At 59.3% G+C, this 15,285-nt stretch carries 18 protein-coding genes; 12 read left to right on the plus strand and 6 right to left on the minus strand.

Translation table 11 applies throughout. From position 1 onward, the window contains the following. The first annotated feature begins 68 nt into the window (after positions 1-68). Positions 69-1,331 carry a serine/threonine transporter SstT gene (gene sstT / locus A7P95_RS03715; protein WP_082890715.1) on the plus strand — a complete coding sequence of 421 codons (1,263 nt, stop codon included), beginning with the start codon at positions 69-71 and terminating at the stop codon, positions 1,329-1,331. Between the two features lie 102 nt (positions 1,332-1,433). Here sstT and A7P95_RS03720 read toward each other — a convergent pair whose 3' ends face one another. The 5 genes from A7P95_RS03720 to A7P95_RS03740 all read right to left on the minus strand — a co-directional run bounded on the left by A7P95_RS03720 (position 1,434) and on the right by A7P95_RS03740 (position 6,676). Beyond that, entirely contained in the window at positions 1,434-2,873 is a 1,440-nt protein-coding gene (locus tag A7P95_RS03720) for an alanine/glycine:cation symporter family protein (protein ID WP_067591360.1), read from the minus strand. Between the two features lie 378 nt (positions 2,874-3,251). Next, on the minus strand, positions 3,252-4,268 hold the full coding sequence (ilvE, locus tag A7P95_RS03725; RefSeq protein ID WP_067591363.1) for a branched-chain-amino-acid transaminase: 1,017 nt from the start codon (positions 4,266-4,268) through the stop codon (positions 3,252-3,254). Between the two features lie 178 nt (positions 4,269-4,446). Beyond that, positions 4,447-5,307 (minus strand): KPN_02809 family neutral zinc metallopeptidase, encoded by an 861-nt coding sequence (gene ypfJ, locus A7P95_RS03730; RefSeq protein WP_067591366.1) that lies wholly within the window; start codon positions 5,305-5,307, stop codon positions 4,447-4,449. Between the two features lie 86 nt (positions 5,308-5,393). Beyond that, positions 5,394-6,146 carry an SIMPL domain-containing protein gene (locus tag A7P95_RS03735; RefSeq protein WP_067591369.1) on the minus strand — a complete coding sequence of 251 codons (753 nt, stop codon included), beginning with the start codon at positions 6,144-6,146 and terminating at the stop codon, positions 5,394-5,396. A 119-nt stretch (positions 6,147-6,265) separates the two neighbouring features. Next, entirely contained in the window at positions 6,266-6,676 is a 411-nt protein-coding gene (locus A7P95_RS03740; RefSeq protein WP_245636553.1) for an RNA-binding S4 domain-containing protein, read from the minus strand. Between the two features lie 229 nt (positions 6,677-6,905). Here A7P95_RS03740 and A7P95_RS03745 point away from each other — a divergent pair, with 229 nt between their 5' ends. The 11 genes from A7P95_RS03745 (at position 6,906) to A7P95_RS03790 (ending at position 12,959) form a co-directional block, all read left to right on the plus strand. Continuing rightward, the gene (locus A7P95_RS03745) at positions 6,906-7,406 is read left to right on the plus strand and encodes a hypothetical protein (RefSeq protein ID WP_067591372.1); all 501 of its coding nucleotides are present in this window, start codon (positions 6,906-6,908) and stop codon (positions 7,404-7,406) included. Positions 7,407-7,434: 28 nt separating this feature from the next. After that, entirely contained in the window at positions 7,435-8,190 is a 756-nt protein-coding gene (locus tag A7P95_RS03750) for a hypothetical protein (protein WP_067591375.1), read from the plus strand. Positions 8,191-8,229: 39 nt separating this feature from the next. Next, positions 8,230-8,895, plus strand: coding sequence for a PspA/IM30 family protein (locus A7P95_RS03755; RefSeq protein WP_067591378.1), 666 nt, complete (start codon positions 8,230-8,232; stop codon positions 8,893-8,895). Positions 8,896-8,981: 86 nt separating this feature from the next. Then, positions 8,982-9,218: a hypothetical protein gene (locus tag A7P95_RS03760; RefSeq protein ID WP_067591382.1), complete on the plus strand. Its 237-nt coding sequence runs from the start codon at positions 8,982-8,984 to the stop codon at positions 9,216-9,218. Between the two features lie 62 nt (positions 9,219-9,280). Continuing rightward, on the plus strand, positions 9,281-9,586 hold the full coding sequence (locus A7P95_RS03765) for a hypothetical protein (RefSeq protein ID WP_067591385.1): 306 nt from the start codon (positions 9,281-9,283) through the stop codon (positions 9,584-9,586). Between the two features lie 109 nt (positions 9,587-9,695). After that, positions 9,696-10,394: a GNAT family N-acetyltransferase gene (locus A7P95_RS03770; protein WP_067591388.1), complete on the plus strand. Its 699-nt coding sequence runs from the start codon at positions 9,696-9,698 to the stop codon at positions 10,392-10,394. Between the two features lie 175 nt (positions 10,395-10,569). Further along, entirely contained in the window at positions 10,570-11,229 is a 660-nt protein-coding gene (locus tag A7P95_RS03775; RefSeq protein WP_067591391.1) for a YqiJ family protein, read from the plus strand. Between the two features lie 34 nt (positions 11,230-11,263). Further along, positions 11,264-11,389 carry a hypothetical protein gene (locus A7P95_RS12330; protein WP_255593132.1) on the plus strand — a complete coding sequence of 42 codons (126 nt, stop codon included), beginning with the start codon at positions 11,264-11,266 and terminating at the stop codon, positions 11,387-11,389. A 15-nt stretch (positions 11,390-11,404) separates the two neighbouring features. Beyond that, complete coding sequence (locus A7P95_RS03780; protein WP_225748462.1) at positions 11,405-11,806, plus strand: hypothetical protein; 402 nt, start codon at positions 11,405-11,407, stop codon at positions 11,804-11,806. Between the two features lie 145 nt (positions 11,807-11,951). Then, positions 11,952-12,455 carry a hypothetical protein gene (locus tag A7P95_RS03785; RefSeq protein ID WP_156503483.1) on the plus strand — a complete coding sequence of 168 codons (504 nt, stop codon included), beginning with the start codon at positions 11,952-11,954 and terminating at the stop codon, positions 12,453-12,455. Positions 12,456-12,476: 21 nt separating this feature from the next. After that, positions 12,477-12,959 (plus strand): hypothetical protein, encoded by a 483-nt coding sequence (locus A7P95_RS03790; RefSeq protein WP_179945894.1) that lies wholly within the window; start codon positions 12,477-12,479, stop codon positions 12,957-12,959. Between the two features lie 344 nt (positions 12,960-13,303). On the opposite strand, the gene A7P95_RS03795 is transcribed toward A7P95_RS03790, so the two are convergent. Beyond that, a complete protein-coding gene (locus A7P95_RS03795) occupies positions 13,304-15,097 on the minus strand; it encodes an ABC transporter ATP-binding protein/permease (RefSeq protein ID WP_067591400.1) in 1,794 nt (597 codons plus the stop codon). Positions 15,098-15,285 lie beyond the last annotated feature (188 nt).

The raw sequence follows: 15,285 nt of genomic DNA on the forward strand, positions 1-15,285 counted from the left end.
TTTTTTCTTCTTCTATCATAAGCCGGGAATGTGGGCAAACCACCAAACCGATATTGAAGGAGAGAAAGATGCCGAATAGATTCAACCGCCTGCTGCCAAAATGGGGCTTGGCTTCGCAGATTACCTTTGCCTTTGCCGGCGCGATTGCACTGGGCTTGCTGGTGCGCTTTACCGGCGGTGGCGGCCCGGTGGCGGCGGCAGGCAATTTTCTAGGCTCGCTGTTTGTGGGTGCGCTCAAGGCGATTGCGCCGCTGCTGGTGTTTACGCTGGTGGTGTCGGCGATTGCGCAGCACCGCAAAGGGATGAATTCCAATATCCGGCCGGTGATTGTGCTGTATGTGGTGGGGATGGCTGCGGCGGCGCTGCTGGCGGTGGCGGTGAGCTTTATGTTTCCGTCTTATGTGCCGCTGAGCGGGGTGAATGCGGCGGATAAGCCGATTCCGAACGACTTCGGCGAGGTGCTGCAAAACCTGCTGCTCAAGGTGGTAAGCAATCCGGCGCAGGCGCTGGCGGAAGCCAACTACATCGGCATTTTGGCTTGGGCGGTGGTGCTGGGCTTGGCTTTGCGCTTGTCTGACGAGCCGACCCGGAATTTCCTGAAAAACATTTCCGATGCGGTAAACAAGGTGATGTATTGGATTATCCGCCTGGCGCCGGTGGGCATTTTCGGTTTAACGCTGCATACTTTCATCAGCACGGGCTTGGACAATCTGGCGGCGTATCTGCATGTGCTGCTAGCGATCGTGGGCGCGATGGCGTTTATGGTGCTGGTGCTGAACCCGCTGATTGTGTTTGCCGCCACCCGCAAGAATCCTTATCCGCTGGTGTGGATTTGCCTGAAGGAGAGCGGGCTGATTGCCTTTGTGATCCGCAGCTCGGTGGCCAATATTCCGGTCAACCTCAATTTGTGCAAAAAGCTGGGTTTGAACGAGGAAACCTATGCCGTTACCATCCCTTTGGGCGCCACCATGAATATGGAGGGCGCATCCATCACCATCACCATCCTCACACTGGCGGCGGTGCACACGTTGGGCATCCACGTGGATTTCATCACAGCTTTTTTGCTGGTGCTGATTGCCGTAATCGGCGCGTGCGGGGCTTCCGGGATTCCGGGCGGCGCCCTGCCGCTGGTGCCGATGGCGTGCAGCCTGTTTAATATCGATAACGATGTGGCGATGCAGATGGTAACCATCGGGCTGATTATCAGCGTGGTGCAAGACCCGTGCGGCACGCTGATCAATTCTTCCACCGACGTGCTGTTCACCGCCGCGGTCGATCCGGCGTATCGGAATCGGGATAAGCTGGTGCCGGCGGAAACATCATCTTCTTGAATATCCGGCCAAATAAAAGGCTACCTGAAAACTGTTTTCCTGTTTTCAGGTAGCCTTTGTTTTATGAGGCTTTGCCGTTTTCAGGTAGCCTTTGCCGCCTGCCTACTGCTTATCGTGAAACTCGTGGAATTCATAGCGGTACGACAGCGCCCCGCCGGCTTTTTTCTGCGCCAGGTAGTCATCGTATACCGCGCGGATTTCCTTGCGCAGCAGGAAGAGGGCGATCAAGTTCGGGATCACCATGAAGCCGTTGAACATATCGGAAAGATTCCACACCACGTCCACCTTGCCCAGCGTGCCCAACACAATCGCCAGCAGCACCAGCGCGCGGTAGATGCCCAAATGGCGGTCGCGGAACAGGAAGCGGATGTTCGATTCGCCGAAGTAATACCAGCCGATGATGGTGGTGAAGGCGAAAAAGGTGAGGCACACCGCCAAGAGCTGCGCGCCGAAGCCGCCGAAGGCAATCACAAAAGCCTGCTGCGTTACTGCTGCGCCTTTCAGCCCTTGCTCCGCCGCCGTGATGTTGGCATCGGTGAGCAGGATAATCAGCGCGGTGGCGGTGCACACCAGCACGGTGTCGATAAACACGCCCACAAACGCCGCCATGCCCTGCTGCACGGGGTGCTGCACATCCGCCGTGGCGTGCGCGTGCGGCGTGGAGCCCATGCCCGCCTCGTTGGAAAACAGGCCGCGCGCCACGCCGAAGCGCACCGCCTCGCGCATGCCGATGCCGGCCGCGCCGCCCAACACCGCTTCCGGCTGGAAAGCCGCCACGAAAATATGGTTAAACATCGGCACGATGTGGCCGGAGAATTGGAACAGAATCACAATCGCGCAAATGATGTAGATAATGGCCATAAACGGCACCACAAACTGCGCCACATTAGCGATGCGGTTTACCCCGCCCACGATAATCAGCCCGGCCAGCACCGCCAAGCCGATGCCCACCGCCAGCGCGGGCACGTTGAACGCCACGGTAACCGCTGAAGCGATGGAGTTGGACTGCGTGGCATTGCCGATGAAGCCCAGCGCGATAATCAGCGCGATGGAGAAGCCGCCGGAGAGGAAGCGCGCCGCACTGCGGCCGATTTTCGGCGTGAGGCCGTGCGTGATGTAGAAGGCCGGGCCGCCGATGTATTTGCCGTGGCTGACCACGCGGTATTTCTGCGCCAGCAGTGCTTCGGCGAAGATAGTGGACATGCCCAAAATGGCGGAAAACCACATCCAGAATATCGCGCCCGGCCCGCCGGCGGTAATCGCCGTGGCCACGCCGGCCACGTTGCCCGTGCCGATTTGGGCAGACACGGCCACCGCCAGCGCCTGAAACTGCGACAGGGATTTATGGTCTTTGTCGGCCGGGTCTTTTTTGGCAAACAGCCCGCCGAACACGGATTTGAATGCGGCGCCGAGCCGGGTGATTTGCGGCGCGCCCAAATATAGGGTGAAAAACAGGCCGATGCCGAGCAGGGCGTAGATCAGCAGATAGTCCCACAACACGAAATTGACTTTATCCACCAGGTTAGAGAGTATTTTTTCCATAGTTAGCACCTCGCAAAATAGGGGGTTGGAAACTAGCGGCCGAAGCGTTTCCTTGATGTGTGCCGCTTGGCCGTGGGTGAAAAGAAGGGTGGTTGGGAGGAAAACAGCCGGGAGGAAATGCATGCCGACTGCGGCGGGCGGGGGAATGGTAAAGGCTACCTGAAAAAAATTTCCCCCGATAGCTTAAGCAGTTGCCTTGTTGCACGCAGCCGCTGCTTTGCTGAAAATGAAAGCGGGGCAAAATAAATATGCGCGGCGCTCGGCCGTGGGTATGTTTATTTTGCCCCACTGTGTTTTTCAGGTAGCCTGCTTCGGGCTACCTGAAAAATTTGATGTAAGCTTGGGTTAATTTAACACAAAAAATGCGAAGGCGGGATTTTATTTCGCCTCCCCGGCGGCAGGCACCGGAATCAGCCAGCCGTAGCGGTCTTCGGCGAGGCCGTATTGGATGTCGGTGATGGCTTGGCGGATGGCCATACCGCGCTCTTGGCTCTGCACGGGGATTTCCTTGCCGTCGATCACCAGCGAGGTTACGGGCGATACCACGGCGGCGGTGCCGGTGAGGATGGCTTCGGCGCCGTTTTCCACCGCTTCTTGCAGTTCGGCCACGGTGAAGTTGCGCTCACTCACCTGGTAGCCCAAATCTTTGGCCACGTGCAGCACGGAGTCGCGGGTTACGCCGTGCAGGAATTCTTCGGTGAGCGGCTTGGTGATGATTTCGTTGCCTTTAATCAGCGCGAAGTTGGAAGCGCCGGTTTCCTGCACGTCGCCGCCGGGGCAGAACAGCACTTGGTTGGCGCCGTATTGCTGCCGCGCGCGCACCACGGTTTGCAGGGCGGAGGCGTAGTTGCCGCCGCATTTCACGCGGCCCATGTGCGGGGCGCATCGGATGTGCTCGGTTTCCACCAACAGCTTCATCGGCGAGCCTACTTTGAAATAGTCGCCCACCGGCGAGGCGAGGATATAGAGCATGGCGGAAGAGGAGCCCACGCCGGCCTTGCCGATTACCGGGTCGGTGCCGATGAGTGTGGGGCGCAGATAGAGCGCGGCGGGAGCATCGGGCACCTCGTCTGCGGCGCGCGCCACCAGTTCCAGCATGGCCGACAAAAACGCCTGCGCGTCGGGCACGGGCAGCTCCAGCAGCCGGGCGCTCTGCTGCATGCGGGCGATGTTGGCTTCCGGGCGGAAGATGACGATGCGGCCGTTTTGCTGGCGGAAGGCTTTGAGGCCTTCGAAACATTCGCTGCCGTAGTGCAGGCTGTGCGCGCCGGGCGGCAGGGCAAGCGAATCGGAAGATTGCCAGCGCACCGGCTGCCATGCGCCATTAGTGTAAACCAGCACCGGCATCTCGCGGTGGAAAACGCTGCCGAAAACGGCAGGAACTGCTTTTGCCATGATAATTCCTTGTGATTTGTGCTAAAGCTCGAAAGATACTCTTGTAGCAAAGCGTTTGACAAGCCCTCTGCTCAAGAAAACAAAAAAAGGCTACCTGAAAACGGCTTGGCAGGGCGCTTGTGCCTTGCCTTGGGTTTTTCAGGTAGCCTGTTTGCCGGAATGGGGCGCGATTTTGGAATTAAATATTGCCGGCGAAGGTGTTGCACTGGGCGGGGTCGCCACTGTTGAGGCCGCGGCGGAACCATTGCAGGCGCTGGGCGGAAGTGCCGTGGGTGAAGCTGTCGGGCACGGCATAGCCGCGGCTGCGCTGTTGCAGGCGGTCGTCGCCCACGGCTTCGGCGGCGTTGAAGGCTTCTTCCAAATCGCCTTCTTCAAACAATTGCCGCTCCTGCGCGCGGTTGGCCCACACGCCGGCCAAGCAGTCGGCCTGAAGCTCCACCAGCACGGAGAGGCGGTTGGCATCGCGCTCGTTTAGGCGGGCGCGGGCGCGGTTGACGCGGGCCATGGTGCCGTCGAGGTTTTGCACGTGGTGGCCGACTTCGTGGGCAATCACGTAGGCGAAGGCGGCGTCACCCGCTGCGCCGAGCTGGTTTTTCATGTCGTCGTAGAAAGAGAGGTCGAGATACACTTTTTGGTCGGCGGGGCAGTAGAAGGGGCCCATGGCGGCCTGGCCGGTGCCGCAGGCGGTGGGGGTGCTGCCGCGGTAGAGCACCATTTTGGGCTGCACATACTGCCGGCCTTGGCTGCGGAAGTAGCTGCCCCAGGCGTCTTCGGTGGTGGCGAGGATTTGGGCGGAGAAGCGGGCGAGCGCTTCTTCTTCGGCGCTGGCGGCCACGGGGCGGCTTGGCTGCTCTTGCTGCAATTGTGGCATTTGGCCGCTGCCCATCAGGCCGCTCAAATCGACGCCGTAATACGCGCCGATGAGCACGATAATCAGGCCGACGATGCCCATTTTGCCGCCGCCTCCGCCGTAGCCTCCGCCGCCGGAGCCGCGGCGGTCTTCGATATTGCTGCTGCTGCGCTGGTTGCCGAGTTTCATTGGGTGTTCCTTGGGTTGATGTGGTGGGGGCGGATTATATAACAGGCTACCTGAAAAAGTTCAGGTAGCCTGTTGCGCGGCGGCGTTTATTCGATGGCGTATTCGATGGTGACGACCAGGCGCACTTGTTTGCCGACGGTGCTTTTGTCGTAGCTGCCGCCGTATTCGTCGTCGCCGCTGCTGCCGCTGTCGGCGTAGATGTTGAACGAGCCTTGCGAGGCGGAGCGCATGGCGCCGACTTTGCCGCCGCCGGTGGCGGCGAATTCGTCGGCGCGGCGGCGGGCGTCTTCGGTGGCTTGCTTAATCAGGCTGTGTTTGATGGTTTCGAGGTTGCCGAGCAAGTATTGCGGGGCTTCGAAGTCGATGGCGTCGTTGCCGGCGCGCAGGGTGAGGATGTTTTGGTGGGCGCTTTGGATGCGGTCAAGCTTGTTGGTGGCCACGGTGAGCTGCTGTTTGCCGTCGTAGCCGTTGGGGGTGCGGATTTCGTTGCCGTGGGCATCGTGTTCCACTAGGAAGGCGGGGCTGATTTCGGGGGCGTCGGTTTGGATTTCGGCGGGGTCGAAGCCTTGGCTGCGCAGGAATTGGTGGAGCTTGGGCCGCTGTTGTTTGAGCTGGTCGAGCACTTCCTGATAGCTGCTGCCGTGCACGCGCACGGCGGTGTTCCAGCGGGCGCGGTCGGATTGGAAGTTTTGCTCGGCCAGGCCTTTCACGGTGATGGTGCCGGGCTGGCGGAAGTTTTTAAACTGGGTGCCGAGCACGAAGGCGGCGGCCACGAGGCCGACGGCGAGCAGCAGGCCGAGGGCTTTGACGCTGCCGGAGAGGGTTTTTTCTTGGGGCATGATATTTCCTTAACTTGGAAGGGAGGGGGAAGGCTACCTGAAAAATCGGCAATACGGTTTGACTTGGGTTTTAGCTTCGCAGAAACTTCGCTGCGCTCATTTTCAGGTAGCCTTTTGTGCTATTCCTGCCAGCCGCGTTTGATTTTGTCGAGCGCGCGGCGGTCGCGTTTGGTGGGGCGGCCGTCGGGGTAGGCGGCGCTGATGCGGCTGGCTTGGTCGAGGGCTTTCTGCGCTTCGCGTTTGGCGGCGGTGGCGCTGTCTTCGGCATAAAGGGCGCGGGCTTCGGGGGCGGGGCGGCGCTGGTGGTTGAGCGCAAGCACGGTGATTTTGTAGGGCAGGGAGTTGAGCGTGAGGTCGATGGTGTCGCCCGGCTCGATGTTTTTGCTGTTTTTCACTTTGGCGCCGTTCACCTGCACGCGCCCGAGCTCGATGTGCTTCTGCGCCAGGCCGCGCGTTTTGAAGAAACGGGCGGCCCACAGCCATTTGTCGAGCCGCATGTGGTGTTCTTCGTGGGTGTGTTTGCCTGCCATATTCTGCCTCCGGTGGGAAAAATTTATTTTATACCAAAGCGGGGCGGGCGGCTAATGCTGCGCAGCGGGGTTGGTGTGTTGCGCGTATGCACGTGTATGCAAAATATTTTATGGTTTAATATCATTGTGTTGTTTTGATTTTATGCTGGATTGGCAAATAAAATATTGCAGCATTAAATCTTTTTCGCTATATTTGCATACAAATGAATACAAAGAGAGGTGTTTGCATATGGCCGCGATAAACCGAATCCCCATCAGCGTGCGAATATCGCAGGAAGACGCAGATTTTATTGCTGAACTTAAAATCGAAGGCGCGAATACGCCCTCCGAGAAAATCCGCGAGCTGCTCAAGCAGGCGCGGCTGGCACACAGCCAAATCCACGATTACGGCGCCGCCCTGGCCGCGCAGGAGCAGTTTTTTCAGGTAGCCAAGCGCGACGTGCTGCACGCCGAAAAAGAATTCGGCATCCATTCGCACATTGTGGCGCGTCTGTTTGAGCAGCTGCCCGACCTCGGCGCCACCCTCGCCGCCGACCTGCCCGCCAATGCGCAGGAAGCCGATTTGAAGCAATACGAACGCGAGCTGATGTGGCGAATCGTGCGCCTCAGCGACAGCATTTTGCAGCTCGCCGTAACCGGCAAAGGCGCGGCTTACGACGATACCGTGCTGCAACAGCTTGAAAATACGTTGAAGCTGGCAAAAATCGTGCAGCAGGCCGGCGAAGTTTGAGCTCGCCTGGAAAGGCAGGGGCAAGTAGATGGAAAAATGGATAGCAGAAGCATATGAAATATTTGCACCTTATGGCGTGCGATTTCCGCTAAATATCTGTACCTGTAACAGTTGTTCCCCTGAAGATTTTCAGCGAGAACTGCTGCGTTATCCGTTGCGGGATGTCCCGACCGATATGTTGCAGGCGTATTTGGGCAGCGTGCCTTTGGAGGATGAAGCTGCGACGGCTTTAGATATGAAACATTTCCTGCCACGTATTTTGCAGGCTTTGGTTGATGGAGAAGATGTCAGACCGCTTGATGAAACGCTGCTCGATAAATTGCGCTGTGATTTGCCCGAATGCTGGACTGATAAAGAAATTCATTGGCTGAAACGCTTTGCCGCCGCTTGGTTTGCCGCGCAACTGACCGCACCCCGCTACGAAGGCTGCTTGGTCGCGTGGCTGAATATGTTTCAATTTGCCAGATTGGATGTCATCGACGAACTGTTGGCATTATGGACGGAGCAGACGGATAAAACAGGGGCTGTGCGCGAATTTGTCGGTTTGTATTCGGAAATTCCGTATGGAGGCAGCGAGCCGGATTGGTACAAAGTCTGCTATCTGCCCGAACATTGTCCTGACAGGGAACAATTTGCCGACCGACTTTCAGCTTGGTTTGCTCATCCCGATACACGTGCTGCATTCAAACGGGCTTTGGAACAAGCCTTGCTGGAAGGTAGGAAAAATGAAGAAGAAACATTGTTATGGGAGCAGTGTTATGACTGGCTGCCCCGTGTTGGATAAGCTTTGCAGCTTGTATTTAAAACAGAAAGGAAAATCAAAATGAGCGAAACCCTATCCCGCAGAGTGGGCCGTTTGGTGAGCGGCGGCTTCCATGCCCTGATTGACGCAGCGGAAAACCTCGCGCCCGAAGCCGTGATGAATGAAAGCATCCGCGAAATCGAGCGCGCCGTAGACGAAGTGCGCGCCGAGCTGGGCAAAGTGCTGGCGCAGAAACACCTCGCCTCCAAGAAAATGGCCGACGAGAGCAACCGCCACGAAGCCATCGACGCCAACCTGCAAGCCGCCGTGGCCGCCGGGCGCGACGACCTGGCCGAAGCCGGCATTGCCGAGCAGATGGATATCGAAGCCCGCCTGCCTGTGTTGGAAAACACCATTGCCGACTGTGCTGCGCAGGAAAAAGAGCTCGAAGGCTTCATCGCCGCCCTGCAAGCGAAAAAACGCGAAATGCAGCAGCAGCTGCAAGATTGGCGCGCCGCCCAGCAAAACGCCGGCAGCGCAGGCCGCAGCGGCGGCGACATGAGCCGCATTGCCCGCAGTGCCGAAAAAAGCGGTAACGCCTTCGACCGCATCATGGGCCGGCAAAACGCCATCCACAGCAGCACCGACGCCGCCCAGCTGGCCAAGCTGAAAGAGCTGGAAGACCTCAGCCGCAGCAACCGCATCGCCGAACGCCTGGCCGCGCTGAAAGCCAACAGCAAAGAGTGAGCGGCCAATTTCAGGTAGCCTCAAGCAGGCAGATAGGGCTACCTGAAAATTCCGGCAAAACCAAGCCCTAGCCCAAGGAGCCAACCATGATTTTCGCCCTCGCCGCCGCCCTCGTTACCGCCGCCTTGCTTTACACCCTGCTGTTTGAGGATGGGCGCGAATTTATCGAAAGCGTGAAATCCTGCTTCACCCCCGAGCTCTTCCTTCCCAGCTTTCTTTTTCCTGGCTCAGACGAGGAAGACGATTGGGGGCAAACCAAACTCATAATCTGGATGCTGATCAGCATGCTGGTGGGCGCGTTGGCTTATGCCAAATTCGGTTAGCCATCGGCCGGGCTGGCTCTTGCCAACAATTTCAGGTAGCCAAAAACCGCAAAGGAAACAAGATGAAACCTTCAAGCAAGCAGCTCAACACACAGGAGAAACTCAAACACCTCGGCACGCTCGCCGTCATCTGGCTGCTGATTTCCGCCCTGTGGGCGGCCGTGGCCAATGCCGGCGGCAGCATGTCTTACGGCATCGCGCGCGTGGCCATGTTCACCATCTTCTGGAGCATCCTCGCCGCCGTGTATTCGCTGGTGTCGTTTATCCAAACCCTGTTTGGCAAGCCCAGCCCATCGTGGCCGAAAATCCTGCTGCCCGCGCTCGGGCTGTGGCTGTTTCTTTGTGCTTATGCCTTTGTTTTCAGGTAGCCCGAGCCGGGGAGAACGAGGCTACCTGAAAAATTTTGCAGCCGTTTTAACTACGTTGAAGCTAGCGCTTCAGGTAGCTTTATCCATCTTCAATACAAGGAGAAAAACCATGCCTATCAATGAATTTAACCAACCCATCGGCGAAAGCCTGCCCGGCTACACGCCCGGCGAACGCCCCACCGCCGAAGTGCTCTCCGGCCGCTACTGCCGTTTGGAAAAACTTTCCGCCGCACGGCACGGTGCGGATTTGTATGCCGTGTACGGCCCCGATTCGCCGCTGCCGAACTGGACGTACCTACCGCTCGACCACGTGGCCGATGCCGCCGAGCTGGGCGCGCTGCTGCACAAGCTGGAGCAATCCGCCGACCCGTATTACTTCGCCATCATCGACCAGGCCGACGGCCGGGCAGTCGGCACCATGGCGCTGATGCGTGTGGATACGGCCAACCGCGTGATTGAGGTGGGCTGGGTAATTTATTCCGAGCGGCTCAAGCGCAGCCGCATTGCCTCCGAGGCGCAATTTTTGCTGTCGCAATATGTGTTTGAAACCCTGTGCTACCGCCGCTACGAATGGAAGTGCGACGCGCTGAACCAAGCCTCGCGCCGCGCCGCCGAGCGTTTGGGTTTCCGTTTCGAGGGCGTGTTTCGGCAGGCGGTGGTGTACAAAGGCCGCAACCGCGATACCGCCTGGTTTGCCATGCTCGATTCGGAATGGCCGCAGATTAAGCGGCGGATGCAGCGCTGGCTGGCCGAGGAGAATTTCGATGCGCAGGGGCGGCAGCGCGTGCCCTTGCAAGAGATGGAATGAACTCTTTAGAAAATCCATTCTAAGAAGCTGGCTAAAGAGGCAATACGGTTTTCAGGTAGCCTTCCCCCGCCTTGAGGCTACCTGAAAGCGCAAGCTTCAATGCAGTTAAAACGAAAGAAGCAAGTTTCCGCCAAGCTGAACACCCGATTAACCGACAACCCGCGAAAGACCCGCCATGTGGAACTTAATCAACGCCCCCGAAACCGAAATCTTCGGCATTGCCATCGCCCTGATGCTGATGCTCGGCCTCTTAGAGCTGCTCTCGCTGCTGGCCGGCGGCTTCACCGACTGGCTCGACAACCTGCTGCCCGACAGCCTCACCGAAGCCGATTTGGATACCGACCTGCACGGCGGCATCGAAGGCGCGGGCGCTTTCGTGCGCTTTTTGGATTGGCTGTATGTGGGGCGCGTGCCGCTGATGATGCTGCTGGTGGTGTTTCTCGCCGTGTTCGGGCTCTCGGGCTATGTGCTGCAATCCTTGTGTGCCAGCCTGTTTGGCGGCTACCTGAATGGGTGGCTGGCGGCCTGGTTCCTCTCGCTGCCCCTGGTGCGGCTCACGGCGGGCGGCTTATACAAAATCATGCCGAAAGACGAAACCACCGCCGTGCCGCAGGCCAGCCTGGTGGGGCGTGTGGGCACGGTGGTGCTGGGCGAGGCGCGGCCGGGCAGCCCGGCGCAGGTGCGCGTGAAAGACAGCTACGGCCAGCAGCACTACGTGATGGCCGAGCCCGACGGCGAGGGCGTGCTCAAACAGGGCGAGGCGGTGCTGCTGGTGTCGCTGGCGGGCAATACGTTTAAGGCGATTGCCAATCCGAGCGGGAGCTTGGTGGATTAGAGGCTACCTGAAAAACAAAAATCAAGAGGAAACCATGAATAACTATGCTGTTGGGCAAAATCTGGCTGCCCGCTTGGCGACGTTGCGCCACAAGCCGCCGCAGGGCGTGGGCGTGGCGGGCGAGGGGCTGCTGTTTCGCCATTCGCTGCTGCGCGGCTAGCTGCTGCAACCATTGATGGCCTTGTGGCTCGGCGTGTTTTGCTGGGTGGGCGGCGGGTTGCAACTGCTGAAATGGAGCGTGCTGCCGCTGCCGGATGCGGCATATTGGCCGCTCACGGCGCTGTTTGCCCTGTTTTGGCTGTGGCGCACGGAGCGCTGGTGGTGCCCGCTGACCACGCGCAAATCGCTGTACCTCGATAGCGAGCGGCTGGTGGTGTATGGCGCGTTTGGGCGCATCCGCTATCAAGGCGGGCATGAAGGGGCGTATCGGGGCTTTTTTGCCGGCCTTCCCACGCAATACGAAATGTTCACGGGCGGCCTCTCGCTGCTCACCGGCCGCCGAGGCAGAAGCTTTTGGCAGGGCTTGGTGCTGGGGTGGGACAGGCACAATATCGGCGCCACGGCCGCCGAGGCATAAGCTGGCGGATACGGCAGGCTGGCCGGTTTATTCGGCCTGGCGTTGGGGCGGGGATTGAGGCTACCTGAAAATATTTTGGGATAAGGCAAAGCAGTCAGCCATATCGGATGGAAAAGTTGGGCTGCGGCCGGATGGAGAGAAAACCATGTCAAACAAAATCAAAGATTTGCCGCCGAGAGCTGAGCCTGCGGGGCGGTACGATACGGAGCTGGTGTTCAGGCAGATGGGGCTGCTGGCGGCGCTCACGCTGGGGTGGCTGCTGTTTGCCGGCTCTTGGCTGACGGGCGAGGCGACCACCACGCTGCGGCTGCAACAAATCAGCGGCTTGCTGCTGACCGGCTTTTATTTGTGGCGGTGCTGGCGGGGGCTGCGCAAAATCTGTTATCGCGCGGAAGAAGATTGCCTGTTGGTATATGCCGTGTCGCTGCGCGGCTGGCGGCTGGCCGGGCGCTATCCCTTGGCTGATTTTGCCGGGCTGTACCGCGGTGGCGAGGGCTCAATCGCCGAGGTGTGGCTGGCGGGCAAAAACGGCGGGCAGGATGTGCTGCTGGACAGGATATTTTTGGGCACGGGCGCATTGCGGAAACGCTTTGCGGCGTGTTTGGCGGAATTGAGCCGCGCCACGGGTTTGCCGGTGCGGGAGCGCTAGAGGCTACCTGAAAAAGAGGAAATGATGGATAAAAATAAAAACAAAACTGTGCTGCTGTATCCGGCCTCGTTTGGCGATATGGTGTTGGAAGGCGTGCTGGTGGGCGTGGCGCTGGCAGTGTTTGCGTTTATTGCGGCGGCTGTTTTGCTCGGCATTGTGGGCAAGGATTGGTGGCTGGTGCTGCTCGGCCTGCTGTCGGTTTTAATATTGGCCGTGATAGCGGGCGTGATTGCCGTGCCGTGGTGGCGGAAATATATGGTGAACGACATCCTGCGGCTGGACACAGAACGCGGGGTGCTGCAGCACGGGCGCTGGCGCGATAGGCAGGCGCAGCGGGAATATCCGCTCTCAATGTTTGCGGCGGTGGCGGCGGAGAAGGTGCAGGACGATTACCGCGGCTACTACGGGCGTTTGGCGGGAGTTGTCGGAATATCCGATTTCGGCCTTTGCTGCGGTGGCGGGGGAGCGGGTATGCAACGTTTCTTTGGGTTGGGGCAGCTATGAGCGGTTGTGGCTGGCGGGGGCGGATGGGCAGCATGATTTGATGATTGCGGAATGCGCTGCATCGAGGGGATTGAATAAGCTGGAGGCGGTGCAATACAAAATTTCCCGCTACACCGGATTGCCGCGTGTTCGGATTGGGAGTAGGGAGATATAGGGGTTTCAGGTAGCCTTTCTTTTTTCAGGTAGCCTATCTGGTTCGGGCTACCTGAAAAAAGGAAACGGGAACTCCTGCAAGGGAAAAGGCTTGCTTGCTTTGTGCGGTTGTGTGCATGGGTTTGCGGTTTTCAGGTAGCCTTTGGCAGCTGCCTGGCTGGGGAATATGTGTTCTTTAACAATCCGGTATGTTAAATCCGGCTGGCGCCGCAATCGACCAAGGTGTCGCCCACGCAGATGATTTGGCTGTGGAAGGCGTGGAGGCTGCTGCGGTGGCCGATGCTCACGATGATGCTTTCGGGCAGCTCGCGGCGCAGGAGGCGGTAGAGGGCGGCCTCGGTGTCTTCATCCAGGGCGGAGGTGGCTTCGTCGAGCAGCACGAGGCGGGGGCGGGCAACGAGGGCGCGCACGAAGGCGATGCGCTGGAGCTCACCAGGGGAGAGTTTGTTTTGCCAGTCGTCTTCGGTGTCGAGCTGGGGTTTCAGGTAGCCTAGGCGGCAGGCGTCGAGGGCGGCAGCGAGCTCGGGCTCGGAGGGGGTGATGTTGGGGTAGCAGATGGCGCGGCGCAGGCTGCCTTGGGGGGTGTAGGGGCGCTGGGGGAGGAAGAGGATGTGTTCGCGCGGGGGGCCGGCCATGTGGCCGCTGCTGCCGAAGGGCCAGAGGCCGGCGAGGGCGCGCAGCAGGGAGGTTTTGCCGCAGCCGGAGGGGCCTTGGATGAGGAGGGCGTCGCCGCTTTGGGCGTGCAGGTTGATGTTGCTGATGAGGGGCTCGCCGTTGTTGCGGTAGAGGGTGAGGTGTTGGGTGTGGAGGATGTGTTGGTGGCTGCGGTGTTCGGGCTGGCGGTAGGGTAGGTGGTCTTGCATGCTTTGGAAGAAGCCGTCGAGGCGTTCGAGCCGGGCTTGGTAGGCGGTGAAGTCTTTGTAGGAGTTGCGGAAGAAGGAGAGGGCGCGTTGCAGGCGGTTGAAGGCTTGCACGGTTTGGTGCATATCGCCGATTTTCACTTGGCCGGCGAAAAAGCGGGGGGCTTGCAGCATGAGGGGCAGCAGGTTGGAAATTTGGGTGATGCCGGTGTTGAAGCCGTTCAGCCCGAGGCTGCGGTACACAATCTGCCAGCGGTTGCGGATGATACGGTGGAAGCGGCGGCGCAGGTTGCGCTGTTCGGCGGCTTCGCCGTTGTAGAAGGCGATGCTTTCGGCGTGCTCGCGGATGCGCACGAGGGCGTAACGGTAGTCGCCGTTGTAGCGTTCGTTTTGGAAGTTGAGCTTCACCAGCGGGCGGCCGATCCACACGGAGGTGGCGGTGGCGAAGAGGATGAAGAGGTAGATAAACATCACCATGCCGCGCGGGATTTCCAGCCCCATGACGGCGAGCACGCCGGAGAGGCTCCACAGGATGGCGGTGAATTCCACGGTAGACACGACGGCGTTGATGAGCCCGCGCACCAAGCTCATGGTGGAGGCGATGAAGTCTTGTGCGTCTTGCTGGATGCGCTGGTCTACGTTGTCGGGGGCGTGGCGGCGCATGTGCAGGCGGTAGTAGTTTTTATGCGCGAGCCAGCGCTCGGTGAGCGCGGCGTTGAGCTTTTCCAGCCAGCGGATGAGGAAAACCTGCTCCAGAAAGTCGTTGGTGATGATGTGGATGATTTTGCACAGCACCAGCATGATGTTGATGCTGGCGAAAAACCAGAAGGCGGCGGCGGCTTTGTCTTGCAGCGAGCTGTAGAGGCCGTTGTAGAAGAAGGTGTTGAGCACGCTGATGCGCACTTCGAGCAGCACCATCAGGAGCAGCGTGCCCAGGAGCAGGGCGGTTTGCACGGCGCTGCTGCGCGAGAGGCAGGGGCGCACGATGCGCTTGAAGCGCCGGCCGAAGGTGGTGCGCCGCAGCAGCAGGGCGGCGAGCAGGCAAAACAGCAATACGCCGCAAAAGCTTTGCAACAGCCACAGGGGGCTGCCCAAGAGCTCGGTTTTCCATTGTTCTTGTTTCATGGTGTGCGGGTGGGGTGGGGTAAGGTTATTTTCAGGTAGCCTTTAAGCGGGTTTGGGCGGGCGGCAGGCTACCTGAAAAATCAAAATGCGTATTGAAAGCAGGCAAGCCAAACAGCGCGGAAGGCTACCTGAAAAACGGAGCTGCATTTTTCAGGTAGCCTCTTGCGGGGGCTGTGCCGCCCCAACGC

Origin of the sequence: Eikenella longinqua (assembly GCF_001648355.1) — a bacterium.
Lineage (GTDB): Bacteria > Pseudomonadota > Gammaproteobacteria > Burkholderiales > Neisseriaceae > Eikenella > Eikenella longinqua.

Coding starts and splice junctions, on each gene's coding strand:
- A7P95_RS03755 (WP_067591378.1), top strand. CDS start 8,230: ATGAGCGAAACCCTATCCCGCAGAGTGGGCCGTTTGGTGAGCGGCGGC.
- A7P95_RS03745 (WP_067591372.1), top strand. CDS start 6,906: ATGGCCGCGATAAACCGAATCCCCATCAGCGTGCGAATATCGCAGGAA.
- A7P95_RS03785 (WP_156503483.1), top strand. CDS start 11,952: ATGTCAAACAAAATCAAAGATTTGCCGCCGAGAGCTGAGCCTGCGGGG.
- A7P95_RS03790 (WP_179945894.1), top strand. CDS start 12,477: ATGATGGATAAAAATAAAAACAAAACTGTGCTGCTGTATCCGGCCTCG.
- A7P95_RS03750 (WP_067591375.1), top strand. CDS start 7,435: ATGGAAAAATGGATAGCAGAAGCATATGAAATATTTGCACCTTATGGC.
- A7P95_RS03760 (WP_067591382.1), top strand. CDS start 8,982: ATGATTTTCGCCCTCGCCGCCGCCCTCGTTACCGCCGCCTTGCTTTAC.
- A7P95_RS03720 (WP_067591360.1), bottom strand. CDS start 2,873: ATGGAAAAAATACTCTCTAACCTGGTGGATAAAGTCAATTTCGTGTTG.
- A7P95_RS03735 (WP_067591369.1), bottom strand. CDS start 6,146: ATGCCCCAAGAAAAAACCCTCTCCGGCAGCGTCAAAGCCCTCGGCCTG.
- A7P95_RS03780 (WP_225748462.1), top strand. CDS start 11,405: ATGGCCTTGTGGCTCGGCGTGTTTTGCTGGGTGGGCGGCGGGTTGCAA.
- sstT (WP_082890715.1), top strand. CDS start 69: ATGCCGAATAGATTCAACCGCCTGCTGCCAAAATGGGGCTTGGCTTCG.
- A7P95_RS03775 (WP_067591391.1), top strand. CDS start 10,570: ATGTGGAACTTAATCAACGCCCCCGAAACCGAAATCTTCGGCATTGCC.
- A7P95_RS03795 (WP_067591400.1), bottom strand. CDS start 15,097: ATGAAACAAGAACAATGGAAAACCGAGCTCTTGGGCAGCCCCCTGTGG.
- A7P95_RS12330 (WP_255593132.1), top strand. CDS start 11,264: ATGAATAACTATGCTGTTGGGCAAAATCTGGCTGCCCGCTTGGCGACG.
- ilvE (WP_067591363.1), bottom strand. CDS start 4,268: ATGGCAAAAGCAGTTCCTGCCGTTTTCGGCAGCGTTTTCCACCGCGAG.
- A7P95_RS03770 (WP_067591388.1), top strand. CDS start 9,696: ATGCCTATCAATGAATTTAACCAACCCATCGGCGAAAGCCTGCCCGGC.
- ypfJ (WP_067591366.1), bottom strand. CDS start 5,307: ATGAAACTCGGCAACCAGCGCAGCAGCAGCAATATCGAAGACCGCCGC.
- A7P95_RS03765 (WP_067591385.1), top strand. CDS start 9,281: ATGAAACCTTCAAGCAAGCAGCTCAACACACAGGAGAAACTCAAACAC.
- A7P95_RS03740 (WP_245636553.1), bottom strand. CDS start 6,676: ATGGCAGGCAAACACACCCACGAAGAACACCACATGCGGCTCGACAAA.